The sequence below is a fragment of the uncultured Aureimonas sp. genome (assembly GCF_913775355.1).
In the GTDB taxonomy this organism is placed as follows: domain Bacteria; phylum Pseudomonadota; class Alphaproteobacteria; order Rhizobiales; family Rhizobiaceae; genus Aureimonas.
Genome location: NZ_CAJYIU010000066.1, coordinates 1 through 12,467, shown reverse-complemented (window position 1 = coordinate 12,467; position 12,467 = coordinate 1). Strand labels below are relative to the sequence as shown.

The following is a 12,467-nucleotide window of genomic DNA, read 5'->3' as shown; positions in this document are numbered from 1 at the left end:
CGGAGAGAAAGAGATAGCGCGCCGCCGGATGCTCGGCGCAGGAGAAGTCGCCCATCGGGCCGACCGCGCGAAGGCTCATGCCCGGCTTAAACGTATCGTGCAGCCAGTTCGAGACAGGACCGCCCGGTACCCGCTTGACGGTGAAGCTGAGGCGATCGGGCCGGGTCGGCGCGGACGAGATCGTGTAGCAGCGATAGATGGTCTCGCCGCCGATCTCGAACGCATAGGTCATGAACTGACCCGGCTTGAAGCGGAAGCGACCGGGGACGGCGGGCTTCAGGACGAAGGTTTTGACGTCGTGCGTCTCCTGGCGGACCGCCTCGCAGACCAGCGTATCGTCGGCTTCACTGTCCCAGACGTTGTCGGCAAGACTGATGGCGGACGCGCGCGTTCCGGCAGCGCCCTTGCCCGAATCCATCATGCTCATTTGACGATGTAGTCCGTCATGCGGGTGATGTACCAGCGGATGAATTTCTCGACGAGCATCTCGGTGTTGGGCGAGTAGGGGCCGGGCTCGTAGGCAGGGCTCAGCACCCCTTGCTGGCACATCTCGACGAGGCTCGCGTCCTGCGCGTTGGTCGCCGTCCAGACCTCGATCAGACGGTCGATCTCGTAGTCCACGCCCTCGACGGCGTCCTTATTGACGAGCCACTTCGTGCGGACGAGCGTGTGCCCTTCGTCGAGCGGGAGCACCGAGAAGGTGACGATGTGGTCGCCGAGGAAGTGGTGCCAGGAGTTCGGCTGCGTCCAGAACGACAGGCCTCCGAGCTTGGCCGTGCTGAAGCGGCCGAGCGGTATGCGGCAGGCGGCCCGGGTGTCCATCGTGTGGCTTTCGCCGTCGCCGTCGAGCGGCAGTCGCTCGGTGCGGAAGCCGCTGACGCGCGAATCGAGTTCCTCGATCTCGCGCGAGGGGAGGCCCATCTTCTCCCACTCGTCGTGGCTGGTGGCACGCAGCGCGTCGTAGCGCTGAGCGTTTTCCAGATCGATCGGGTCCATTTCCTCAGGGGAGAAGCCGAAGCCGTAGGCGAAAAGCGGAACGGTCAGTTCCGGGTGGTTCGCCTCGCAGTGATAGCACTCGCGATTGTTCTCGAGTGTGAGCTTCCAGTTGCCCTTCTCTATGAGATCGCTCTGATAGGCGATCTTCGTGCCCCGGACATTGTGGGGCGCGATGTAAGGCGACATGCGGGCGGCCAACTGGTCGAAGTCCTCCGGCGGCTCGTCGGCAAGGCAGACGAAGAGCAGGCCCTCAAGCGAGCGGAGATTGACCGGCTTCAGGCCCTTGCAGGACGGATCGAAATCCGAACCCATGTGCGGTGCGTGAACGAGATGGCCGTCGAGCCCGTACGTCCAGGAATGGTAGCGGCAGACAAGATTGCCGACCGTCGTCTTCTCCTCGTCGACGAGACGCGCACCGCGATGGCGGCAGACGTTGAAGAAGGCGCGGACCTCGTTGTCGTCGTCCCGCACGATCAGGATTGACGCCTTGCCGATCTCGACGGTCGCGACATCCCCCGGTTCGGGCACGTCCGGCTCGACACCGACATAGATCCAGTGGCGATAGAAGATCGCCTCCATGTCCGCGGCAAACACCTCGGACGAGGTGTAGAACGGCGCGTCGAGGCTGTGCCCGGGGCGGCGCCCGAGAACCAGAGACTCCAGCGTATCCAGCTTGTTGAGCATGACGACCGCAACTCCCGGCAGCAAGGCATCGAGCCTTGGAAGCTGGAAGCATTCTCGGTTTCGCCGTGCCTGTCTTGAAGGCTGGCGACAGCTAGTTTAACTTTTGCGACATTGCTTTTCGGAGGAGGTGATGACGACCCAGTCGGACTTTCAGCACTTCGGTTTCATGCTGACCGAACGTTTTTCCATGATCGCGTTCACCGCAGCCCTCGAGCCCCTTCGGCTCGCCAATCGTTCGGCCGATCGCCCGCTCTACGAGTGGACGCTGCACTCATCCGACGGCGTCACAGCCGAAGCGTCGAATGGCGTGCGGGTTGGCGTCAATGCCTCGTTCCGCGGGGCGAAGGGGCTGGATGCCGCCGTGGTGTGCGCGGGTGTCGACGTCCAGGCCGTAGATCACCGAGAGCTGATCCCGGCCCTCCGCCGTGCGGTCAAATCCGGGGCGACGGCCGGTGCGGTCTGCACCGGAGCCTACATTTTGGCGAAGGCTAGGCTGCTCGACGGTTATCGCTGCACGATCCACTGGGAGAACCGTGCGGGTCTCCGGGCGGATTTCCCGGAGCTTGATGTAGGCGATGATCTCTTCGAGATCGACCGAGACCGCTTCACCTGCGCCGGCGGCGTCGCGGCGGCCGACATGATGCTCTCACTGATCCGGCGGGACCACGGCGATGCGTTGGCGCGCGCGGTCGCCGACCAGCTGATCCATCAACGCATCCGAAATGCCGACGAGCCGCAGCGGCCGGATCTCGGTCAGAAGCCGGGCGTCGCCCATCCCAAGGTGCAGCGGGTGCTCGAAATGATGGGCGCGACGATCGATCGCCCCGCCGGCATCGAAGAACTCGCGCGCAGCGTCGCGCTATCGCCTCGCCAACTCGAGCGGTTGTTCGTCGAACACATGGCTGTTTCGCCGTCGCGGCATTATGCCAACATGCGACTGGAACACGCGCGCCAATTGCTCCGCCAGACGCGGATGAGCGTGCTCGACGTGGCGATCGCCAGCGGCTTCAACTCCGCATCCTATTTTTCGCAGAGTTACCTCGACCGCTTCGGCCACAGCCCGAGGGCCGAACGCAAGGTCGTCGGCCCGTAGAGCTCAGACGCTCGCGAGACTGTCGAAATCGACGATCTCCGGCTTATGGCCGGTGGCCTCGATCACGCGCAGAAGCTCGTCGCTGGTCAGCGACAGGGTCGCCGTGTTCACCAGCGGATGGACGGTGATGCGCGGCTCGTCCAGCATGTCCTTCGCCAGCACGAGCTGCACCGCGCCAGCCTTGTCGTTCACGAGGGCGAGCGGACTGACCGACCCCTGAACGACGTTAAGCGTCTCCAGCAACGTTTCCGCACTCGCGAACGAGAACTTCTTCGCGCCGACATGCACGGCGAGCGCCTTCAAGTCGAGGCGTCGATCGGTTGGCACGCAGACCAGCCAAAGGCCGCCCTTCGCGCCCTTCAGGAGGAGGTTCTTCGTATGAACGCCTTCAAGCGCGTTCCAGAAGGGCAGGGCCTCCTCAACGGTATGAACCGGCGGATGCTCGATTGCGACCGGCTGAATGTCGAGACGGGAGAAGATCGCATCGAGTTCGGATCGCGCGTCGGACATGGTTACCATTCGTCATGAGGATAAGCCCCGCGCAGCGCTCAGCCGACCGGGGTCTGGCGGGAGGCCAATCGCTCCCACCACCGTTCTTCTATCAGGGGCCGACCATCGCCGACACAACCTTCGGCAAGGTCAGGCTGCCCAGCACTTCGCCATGCGGGTTTCTCACGACGATCATCGACTTGCCCGAGGCGAGGAGGGACGACACCGCGGTTTCCAGAAGCGTGCTGCACGGAAGTTCGATGCTCTCCGCACCAGCAGGGACGGGCTGCCCGTCGACCACCGCCGCCAACTGGACCACCTTACCGCGGTTCACGTGGCGAACGAACTCCATGATGTAGTCGTCGGCGGGTGAGAGGACGATTTCCTGCCCGGTGCCCTGCTGCACCACCTCGCCGTCGCGCAGGATCGCGATCCGGTCTCCGAGCCGCAGCGCCTCGTCGAGGTCGTGCGTGATGAAGACGATCGTCTTGCGGATTTCCTTCTGGAGATCGAGCAGGATCGACTGCATGTCGACCCGGATAAGGGGGTCGAGCGCCGAGAAGGCTTCGTCCATCAGGAGGATCGGCGCATCGTTGACCAATGCGCGTGCCAGGCCGACGCGCTGCTGCATGCCGCCGGACAACTGGTGGGGATAGTGGTTCTCGAAACCGGCGAGCCCGACGCGTCCCAGCCAGTGCATCGCGGCCTCGACCTGACGGGCACGCGACACTCCCTGAAGCTGGAGGCCATAGACGGCGTTGTCGAGGACGGTGCGGTGGGGCAAGAGGCCAAACTGCTGGAACACCATCGCCGTCTTGTGACGCCGGAACTCGCGCAGTTCCTTCGGCGACATCTTGCAGACGTCGACGCCTGCGACAAGCACCTCGCCGACGCTCGGATCGATCAGGCGATTGATATGACGGATGAGCGTGGACTTGCCGGAACCCGACAAACCCATGATAACCTGGATCGCGCCGGCCGGCATCGAGATGTTGATGTCGTTCAGACCGAGGACGTGCTTGTGCACCTCCATGATCTCCTGCTTCGTCACCCCCTGCTTGAGGAGCGGGACGATCTTTTCGGGTGCCTTGCCGAACACCTTCGAGAGACCGCGAATCTCGATCGCGTGATCCTGCGTCTGCTGCTGACGGGCGGGAGCCGTGCGCTGGAAGGGCGTTGCGGTATCAAGCATGCCCGTGTTCCTTGTGGCGCTGCAGGCGTTGGCCGAACGCCTGACTGATCCGGTCGAAGATGATCGCGATCCCGACGATCGCCAGACCGTTGAAGATGCCCATGGTGAAGTACTGGTTGTTGATGGCCCGCAGGACCGGCTGGCCGAGGCCCTGAACGCCGATCATCGAGGCGATGACGACCATGGCGAGCGCCATCATGATGGTCTGATTGATGCCGGTCATGATCGTCGGCATGGCCAGCGGCAATTGGACGTTGACGAGCTTCTGCCACGACGATGAGCCGAAAGCGTCCGACGCCTCGAGCACCTCCTTGTTGACGAGGCGGATGCCGAGGTCCGTAAGGCGGATGATCGGCGGGATCGCGTAGATTACGACCGCGATAAGGCCCGGCACGCGGCCGATGCCCATCAGCATGACCACGGGAATGAGATAGACGAAGCTTGGCAGCGTCTGCATCACGTCGAGGATGGGGCTGATGACCCCGCGGACCCGGCCAGACCGCGCCATGGCGATGCCGACGGGAATGCCGACGACGAGCGAGATCAGCGTGCAGACGATGATCATTGAGATCGTCCGCATCGTATCTTCCCACATGTCGAAATAGCCGATCAGGAGAAGCGTCAGCACGGAGCCGATCACGATCGGCCAGCGGCGGCTGGCAGCCCAGGCGAGGGCGGCGACGGCCAGGATGATGATCGGCCACGGCGTGGCGAGCATGATCCATTCCATCCAGACGAGGAGGATGCGCAGCGGCTCGAACAGGGCCTGGATCGGATCGCCCCAGGCGCGGGTGAAGCTACGAAAGCTGTCGTCGATGGTCGAGCGAAGCATCCGCAGATGGGTGTCGTCCATGTGCGGGAAGGTCCATAGCCAGTCCATCGCTTAGCTCCCGGTCCGTGCTGCGTTAGGGCTTCCCGCCGCTCTCGCGCCCACGACGTCCGATCGAACCTTCGTCGATCGGTGCGCCGTGGCGCGAGAGCTTCGAGACGGTTCAGCGAGAGCTCAGAGCGCCGCTTCGATCTTCGAAGCGGCCTCCGGCGTCACCCACTTCGACCAGACGTCCTTCTTGGTCTCGAGGAAATGCTTGGCGCCGTCGTCGCCATTGGCCTGATTGTCGGTCATCCAGGCGAGTAGTTCATTGACCGTGGCGTTCGACCAAGAGCGCTTGCCAAGATAGGTCATCACTGGCTCGCCCGCGCGCTCGGCGAACTTGGTGGTCACTACCGTGTCGACGCTGTCGGCCGCCCATTCGTTGAGCTTAGGATCCGGGCACTCGGCGTTGGAATTGCAACGCTTCCACTCCGCCGCGTCGTGCGGCGCGTCGAAGCCAAGGCGAACCATCGGGTAGCGGCCGAGAATCGCAGTCGGCGCCCAGTAGTAGCCGAGCCAGCCCTGCTTGTTCTCGTTGGCGCGCGCGATCGAGCCGTCGAGACCCGCCGACGAGCCGGTGTCGACGAGCGTGAAGCCCTTGTTGGCCGCGTCGTAGGCCTTGAAGAACTGCGCGGTCACGACGGTGCCGCCCCAACCCTGCGGGCCGTTGAAGACGGCGCCCTTGCTCGGGTCTTCCGGGTTCGGGAAGAGCTCGGGGTGCTTGAGCGCGTCGCCGATGGTCTTGATGTCGGGGTGAGCGTCGGCCACGTATTTAGGGATGAACCAGCCCTGCTGCGCGCCGTCGGACAGCGCCTGGCCGGTGGCGACGAGCTTCTTCTCGCTGAGGCCGCGGTTGATCACCTCGGGCACGAGATCGACCCAACCTTCCGGCGCGATGTCGGGCTGGCCGCGCTCGGCCATCGAGGTCAGGGTCGGAACCGTGTCGCCGGAGATCACCGACACTTCGCAGCCGTAACCCTTCTCCAGGATGAACTTGTCGAGGCTGGCGAGAACCTCGGCGCTCTGCCAGTTCATCGCCGCCACGGTGACTTCGCTGCAGTCTCCTGCGGCGTGAGCGGCAAGTGTGCCAACCGAACCGAACGCGATCGCAAGAACGGTCGATGCCAAGAGGTGCTTCATCAGTCGATACTCCTGCGGCGCGGAAACGGGGCCTACCCGGCGGCGCCATGTGCCGGGATACGCTTGAACTCTGATGAGGCCTCGGTTCGGTTTCGACCCTTCGACCTGTCGATGCGGATGCCGGTCCGAGAGACCGGACCCTCTTCGGTGTTCAGTGCGACGTCGCTTCCAGCCTCACCCGGATGCTGGCTTCGTCCGTCAGACTATCGGCGCACCAAGCTGCCAATAGGATCAATGCGACGCTCGAATGGATTCATTGCGACGATCTGGGTGTTTGCTTCGCATCCTCCCCGTTTGGCTATTTCGTAATCACTCAAGCGCGATTGCTCCCATCCCACTGAGGGGGGAGGGTTCGCCCATCACGGGATGGGCCGACGACGATCGACGGGATCATTCCGTCTGCGGCAGCGTGACGCAAGAGGGCGAAGGAACAACGCGGGACGGAGGAGCGCCGAGCCCTCCGTCCCGCGTTACGCCGCTTCAGGCGGCGAGTTCGCCATGCGGATCGAGAACGAACTTCACGGCAGCGCCCTGATCGAACGTCTCGTAGCCTTCCGCAGCATCGTCCAGCGGAATGATCTTGGCATTCACGATGTCGGCGATGGGCAGTCGGTCGTGGAGGATCGCCTGCATCAGCTGGCGATTGTACGTCAAGACCGGTGTCTGCCCGGTGTGGAACGACTGAGCCTTGGCCCAGCCGAGACCGAAGCGGAGCGACAGGCTGCCCTGCTTGGCCGCGCTGTCGACGGCGCCGGGGTCTTCCGTCACGTAAAGGCCCGGAATGCCGATCGAACCGGCGGCACGGGTGATCTCCATCATCTGGTTGAGGACGATCGCCGGCTGCTCGCCGCCGGAATGTCCGCGCGCCTCGAAGCCGACCGCATCGATTGCGCTATCGACCTCGCTGGTCCCGACGACCTCCGCGACCATCTCGCCGAGCTTGTCGTGCTTCGACAGATCGATCGGTTCGAAGCCCATCCTCGCAGCGTGAGCGAGCCGATCCTTGTTGAAGTCGCCGATCATCACGACGGCCGCGCCGAGAATGCGGGCCGAGGCGGCGGCTGCAAGACCGACAGGCCCGGCGCCTGCGACATAGACGGTCGACCCGACGCCGACCCCCGCCTTGACCGCGCCGTGGAAGCCCGTCGGCAGGATGTCGGACAGCATCGTGAGGTCGCGGATCTTCGACATCGCCCGGTCGCGATCCGGGAACTTCAGGAGGTTGAAGTCGGCATAGGGAACGGTGACATAGCGGGCCTGGCCGCCGATCCAGCCACCCATGTCGACATAGCCGTAGGCGCCGCCGGCTCGCGAAGGATTGACCGTCAGGCAGACGCCCGTGTCCTGCGACTTGCAGCAGCGGCACCGCCCGCACGCGACGTTGAACGGCACGGAGACGATGTCGCCGATCTCCAGCATCTCGACGTCGATGCCCTTCTCGATCACCTGGCCGGTGATTTCGTGACCCAGCACGAGACCGGGCTCGGCGGTCGTGCGTCCGCGAACCATGTGCTGGTCCGAGCCGCAGATATTGGTCGAGATGACCTTCAGGATGACGCCGTGTTCGATACGGCGACCATCGGGCGCCGCGAGCTTGGCATCGTCGATGTTGCGCACCTCGACCTTGCCGGGCTCCAGATAGACCACGCCCCGATTGCTGCTCATGTTCGTCTCCTCCCAGAGTTCATCTGCCCGGCGCTCAGCACTCCGGCAGATTGACGGCCAGTCCTCCCAGACTGGTTTCCTTGAATTTCTGGTTCATGTCCTCGCCCGTCTGCCGCATCGCCTCGATGCAGTTGTCGAGGGGCATGAAGTGCGATCCGTCGCCGCGAAGGGCCAGCGAGGCGGCGGCGACCGCCTTGGTGGCGCCGATACCGTTGCGTTCGATGCAAGGCACCTGGACGAGACCCGCGACGGGATCGCAGGTCATGCCGAGATGGTGTTCGAGCGCGATCTCCGCCGCGTTCTCGATCTGCTCCGGCGTTCCGCCGAGAACCGCGCAGAGACCCGCGGCCGCCATCGCGGCGGCGGAGCCGACCTCTCCCTGGCAGCCGGCTTCTGCGCCGGAGATCGATGCATTGTGCTTGATCAGACCGCCGATGGCAGCCGCGGTCAACAGGAAGTCGGGAACCCGCGAGCGACAACCGCCGTGGCAGTTGTCGAGATAATATCGCAGCACCGCCGGCACGACGCCGGCCGCGCCGTTGGTGGGAGACGTGACGACCCGCCCGCCCGACGCGTTCTCCTCGTTGACGGCCATTGCATAGACGCTCAGCCAGTCCGAGAAGCCATGCGGCTGGCTGAAGTTGCGCAGCTTCTCGGCTAGCAGCTGCTGGTGGATACGGCGAGCCCGCCGACGCACGCGCAGCCCGCCGGGCAGTTCGCCATCGATCGACAGGCCCCGGTCGATGCAGTCGCTCATCACGGCCCAGATGCGATTCACGCCAGCATCGACGTCGGCGTGCGGGCGGAGCTGCGCCTCGTTCTCCCGCTTCATCTCCGCGATCGTCAGCCCGCTCTCGCGCGCCATCCGCAGCATGCCGGCAGCATTCCGGAAGGGGTAGGGCCAGGCGATATCGCCGTGCGAATCGACAGCCTTCGGCTGGTCGCGCTCGGCCGCCGTCACGACGAAGCCGCCGCCGATCGAATAGTAGGTCTCCGAGAAGATTTCGCGCCCATCCCGGTCGTAGGCCGCGACGATCAAACCGTTGGCGTGACCTGGCAGCGGCTGCCCGAAATCGAAGATGACGTCGCGGGCCGGGTCGAAGGCGAGGGGCGGCAGACCGGAGTGCCGGAGGACCCGCTCCTCACAGAGCGCGGCGAGCTCGCTCTCGGCGCACGTCATGTCGATGTTCGCAGGCACCCAGCCCAAGAGACCGAACGCCACGGCTCGATCGGTCGCGTGACCCTTTCCCGTGAAAGCTAGAGAGCCGTGCAGGCTGACCCTGACCGATGCTGCGCTCTGGGCCGAGGAGGAGCCACGCAGAAGGTCGAGGAAGGCGCCGGCCGCCGTCATCGGCCCCATCGTATGCGAAGAGGAGGGGCCGATCCCAATCTTGAAGACGTCGAAAACACTGAGGAACACGAAGGCCGCTCACGCTTCGGAGGAAAGCCGATCGGCGCGCCCTCTCGGCGCGCCGGCCGTCGTCAGTGTCGGCAACCGGTCGGAGCGCTGCCGCACCCCGGCCTCCGGCGGTGTCAGAGCCCGAGTTCGAACTCGCGGCAGATGCCGGCGAGAAGGTGCCAGACGTGATCGGCGAACGAGTGCCAGACCTCGATCCGAAAGCGGTCCTCCGCCTCGCGGAAGAGGATGATCTGCACGCGGTCGATGATCGTCCGGCGCGCGCTGCCGACGGGCATGAGGGCGACCTCGGCCGCGATGCACGACTGAAGAGTTCCGGCGGCCTCCGGTCCCTCGATGGCCATCCCGACCTCGCGATGACCGACATCGACGAGGCTGTGGATCGTCGTCGCGTAGAGATCGGCGAACGCCTTTTCGATCGCGTCCTGATCCGCGAGCGGCGCAATCAGGAACCATTCGTCCGGACCGATGCAGGCGGCAAGGCGACCCGACGACGTGGCCTTGGCTTCACCGATGGCCGCAGGCAGGTCGGAGCCCCAGGCGGCGGCGGCCGCACCGAGATCGGAGGGCGCGATCCGCAGGTTGAAGCGCGCACAGTTGTCGAGCGCGCGGATCGCGACGGAGGTGCGCCGGGCGACCGAGAGTTCGCGGCCGACAAGAGGGTGACGTTCCTGAAACATCGTGATCGTCCTCCTCAGGCGTTCAGGCGCGAATTGTCGGGATCATAGAAGACCGTGCCCGTCACGGTCGCGCGCAGCGTCTCGTTCGGCATCGGAATGTGCACGGTCTCGCCCATGCGTCCCTTGCCGCCCTCGACCACCGCGAGCGCGATCGACCGGCCGAGCGCGACGCTCCAGTAGGAGGACGTCACGTGTCCGACCATCTTCATCGGCACCGGCTGGTTCGGATCGAGAACGATCTGCGCCCCTTCCTCGAGGATCGTCTTCGGGTCCTCGGTCAGGAGGCCGACGAGCTGCTTGCGGTCGGCCTTCAGCATGTCCGGCCGGCTCAGCGAGCGCTTGCCGACGAAGTCGGGCTTCGCCTTGCCGATGGCCCAGCCAAGGCCGGCGTCGTCCGGCGTCAGCGTTCCGTCCGTGTCCTGGCCGACGATGATGTAGCCCTTTTCGGCGCGCAGCACGTGCATCGTCTCGGTCCCGTAGGGGGTGATGCCGTAGGGCTTGCCGGCCTCGATCAGCTTCTCCCAGACCGCGCGGCCGAAGCGTGCGGGCACGTTGACCTCGTAGCCGCGTTCGCCGGTGAAGCTCATGCGGAAGAGGCGCGTCGGAACCCCGGCGATCTTGCCTTCCGCGATCGACATATGCGGGAAGGCGTCGTCCGAAAGATCGATCCCCTCGATCAGCGGCTCGAGCAGCTTGCGGGCGTTCGGCCCGTTCAGCGCGATCACCGACCACTGTTCGGTGGTGGAGGTCAGCCAGACCCGAAGCTCGGGGAACTCGGTCTGGAGATAGTCCTCCATCATGTTGAGCACGCGCGCGGCACCGCCCGTCGTCGTCGTCACATGGAAGCGGTCCTTCGACAGGCGACCGATCACGCCGTCGTCTCGGATGAAGCCGTCCTCGCCGAGCAGGACGCCATAGCGCGTGCGGCCGGGCTCCAGCTTCGTCCAGGGGTTGGTGTACATCCGGTTCAGGAACTCGGCGGCGTCCGGACCCACGATCTCGATCTTGCCGAGCGTCGAGGCGTCGAAGATGCCTACGGATTCACGCGTCGCCTTGCACTCGCGCGCGACAGCGGCGTGCATGTCCTCGCCCGTCTGCGGAAAGTACCAGGCGCGGCGCCAGAGCGATACCGGCTCGAACACCGCGCCGTGCTCCTCCGCCCAAGCGTCGATCGCGGTCTTGCGCGTGACGTCGAACAGGCGGCCGCGATTGTAGCCGCAGAAGGCGCCGAAGGTCGTCGGCGTATAGGGCGGGCGGAAGGTCGTGAGGCCGACGGCCGGGGCAGGGCGCTGCACGGCATCCGAGGCGATGGCGAGACCATTGATGTTGGATGTCTTGCCCTGGTCGGTCGCCATCCCGTTGGTGGTGTAGCGCTTGATGTGCTCGATGGAGCGGAAGCCCTCGCGCACGGCCAGCCGGATGTCCTTGGCGGTCACGTCGTTCTGGAAGTCGACGAAGGCCTTCGCCTTCGACGGGTTCAGGTCGGTTGGCAGCTCGCGGCTCGTCACGCCCGTCAGGCGGCGCTCGCCGCCGACCTCGTAGCTGCTCGAACGGGTGGGGAAGCCCGCATCGAAGGCCGCCGCGGCGCCCGCATTGGCACCACCGGCCAGCGCGTTGGCCAGCCCGAAATCGCCGTTCCCGGCGCCGACGCAGCGGCACTCTTCCTTCTGGGTCGAGGGAAGGAAGGTCTGACCTTCCTCGCGCCATTCCAGCTTGCCCTGCGTATGGGAGAACAGGTGGAGGCTTGGCGTCCAGCCACCGCTCATCAGGAGCGCGTCGCAGGAGAGGGTGCGAGCCTGGGACGCACCACCCTTGATCGGGGTCACGCGGATAGACTCGACGCGCAGGCGTCCCTTCGTCCCGGTCACGGTCCAGCCCTGCAGGACTTCGATACCGGCCGCTTCCGCTTGCGCCTTCAGTTCGGCGTCGACGATGGACCGGATATCGACGATCGCCGACACCTTCACGCCGGCCTTTGCGAGGTCGAGTGCGGCAAGCCATGCGCTGTCGTGGCTTGTGACGACGACGACCTCGTTGCCGACCTTCACGCCGTAGCGGTTGAGGTAGCTGCGCGCGGAGCCTGCGAGCATCACGCCGGGCCGGTCGTTGCCGTGGAAGACGAGTGGACGCTCGATCGACCCCTGAGCGAGGACGACCTGCTTGGCGCGCACCTTCCACATGCGCTCGCGCGGGGCGCCGTCGGGCGCCGACGGGAGGTGGTCGGTCAGGCGCTGACAGAG

The 12,467-nt window shown here is 65.3% G+C and carries 11 protein-coding genes; 1 reads left to right on the top strand and 10 read right to left on the bottom strand.

Annotation, left to right across the window (positions count from 1 at the left end; genetic code table 11):
* A partial coding sequence (locus QZ753_RS05120; RefSeq protein WP_294641610.1) for an FAD-binding oxidoreductase occupies nucleotides 1-421 on the bottom strand: 421 nt, incomplete at its 3' end.
* A gap of 2 nt (nucleotides 422-423) precedes the next feature.
* On the bottom strand, nucleotides 424-1,680 hold the full coding sequence (locus QZ753_RS05115) for an aromatic ring-hydroxylating dioxygenase subunit alpha (RefSeq protein ID WP_294641609.1): 1,257 nt from the start codon (nucleotides 1,678-1,680) through the stop codon (nucleotides 424-426).
* A gap of 130 nt (nucleotides 1,681-1,810) precedes the next feature.
* Between QZ753_RS05115 and QZ753_RS05110 the strand changes: the two genes are divergently transcribed.
* A complete protein-coding gene (locus tag QZ753_RS05110) occupies nucleotides 1,811-2,773 on the top strand; it encodes a GlxA family transcriptional regulator (protein WP_294641608.1) in 963 nt (320 codons plus the stop codon).
* Between the two features lie 3 nt (nucleotides 2,774-2,776).
* On the opposite strand, the gene QZ753_RS05105 is transcribed toward QZ753_RS05110, so the two are convergent.
* The 8 genes from QZ753_RS05105 to QZ753_RS05070 form a co-directional block, all read right to left on the bottom strand.
* Complete coding sequence (locus QZ753_RS05105) at nucleotides 2,777-3,283, bottom strand: prolyl-tRNA synthetase associated domain-containing protein (RefSeq protein WP_294641607.1); 507 nt, start codon at nucleotides 3,281-3,283, stop codon at nucleotides 2,777-2,779.
* A 91-nt stretch (nucleotides 3,284-3,374) separates the two neighbouring features.
* Nucleotides 3,375-4,454, bottom strand: coding sequence for a glycine betaine/L-proline ABC transporter ATP-binding protein (locus QZ753_RS05100; RefSeq protein ID WP_294641606.1), 1,080 nt, complete (start codon nucleotides 4,452-4,454; stop codon nucleotides 3,375-3,377).
* Nucleotides 4,447-5,334: a proline/glycine betaine ABC transporter permease gene (locus tag QZ753_RS05095; protein ID WP_294641605.1), complete on the bottom strand. Its 888-nt coding sequence runs from the start codon at nucleotides 5,332-5,334 to the stop codon at nucleotides 4,447-4,449. Before QZ753_RS05095 ends, QZ753_RS05100 begins: the two co-directional genes overlap by 8 nt.
* Nucleotides 5,335-5,457: 123 nt before the next feature.
* On the bottom strand, nucleotides 5,458-6,465 hold the full coding sequence (locus QZ753_RS05090; RefSeq protein ID WP_294641604.1) for an ABC transporter substrate-binding protein: 1,008 nt from the start codon (nucleotides 6,463-6,465) through the stop codon (nucleotides 5,458-5,460).
* A 480-nt stretch (nucleotides 6,466-6,945) separates the two neighbouring features.
* On the bottom strand, nucleotides 6,946-8,130 hold the full coding sequence (gene fdhA / locus QZ753_RS05085; RefSeq protein WP_294641603.1) for a formaldehyde dehydrogenase, glutathione-independent: 1,185 nt from the start codon (nucleotides 8,128-8,130) through the stop codon (nucleotides 6,946-6,948).
* A 34-nt stretch (nucleotides 8,131-8,164) separates the two neighbouring features.
* Complete coding sequence (locus tag QZ753_RS05080) at nucleotides 8,165-9,550, bottom strand: L-serine ammonia-lyase (RefSeq protein WP_294641602.1); 1,386 nt, start codon at nucleotides 9,548-9,550, stop codon at nucleotides 8,165-8,167.
* Between the two features lie 113 nt (nucleotides 9,551-9,663).
* A complete protein-coding gene (locus QZ753_RS05075) occupies nucleotides 9,664-10,227 on the bottom strand; it encodes a sarcosine oxidase subunit gamma (RefSeq protein ID WP_294641601.1) in 564 nt (187 codons plus the stop codon).
* Between the two features lie 14 nt (nucleotides 10,228-10,241).
* The coding region (locus QZ753_RS05070) for a glycine cleavage T C-terminal barrel domain-containing protein (RefSeq protein ID WP_294641600.1) at nucleotides 10,242-12,467 on the bottom strand (2,226 nt) is incomplete at its 5' end.

Coding starts and splice junctions, on each gene's coding strand:
- QZ753_RS05115 (WP_294641609.1), bottom strand. CDS start 1,680: ATGCTCAACAAGCTGGATACGCTGGAGTCTCTGGTTCTCGGGCGCCGC.
- QZ753_RS05110 (WP_294641608.1), top strand. CDS start 1,811: ATGACGACCCAGTCGGACTTTCAGCACTTCGGTTTCATGCTGACCGAA.
- QZ753_RS05105 (WP_294641607.1), bottom strand. CDS start 3,283: ATGTCCGACGCGCGATCCGAACTCGATGCGATCTTCTCCCGTCTCGAC.
- QZ753_RS05100 (WP_294641606.1), bottom strand. CDS start 4,454: ATGCTTGATACCGCAACGCCCTTCCAGCGCACGGCTCCCGCCCGTCAG.
- QZ753_RS05095 (WP_294641605.1), bottom strand. CDS start 5,334: ATGGACTGGCTATGGACCTTCCCGCACATGGACGACACCCATCTGCGG.
- QZ753_RS05090 (WP_294641604.1), bottom strand. CDS start 6,465: ATGAAGCACCTCTTGGCATCGACCGTTCTTGCGATCGCGTTCGGTTCG.
- fdhA (WP_294641603.1), bottom strand. CDS start 8,130: ATGAGCAGCAATCGGGGCGTGGTCTATCTGGAGCCCGGCAAGGTCGAG.
- QZ753_RS05075 (WP_294641601.1), bottom strand. CDS start 10,227: ATGTTTCAGGAACGTCACCCTCTTGTCGGCCGCGAACTCTCGGTCGCC.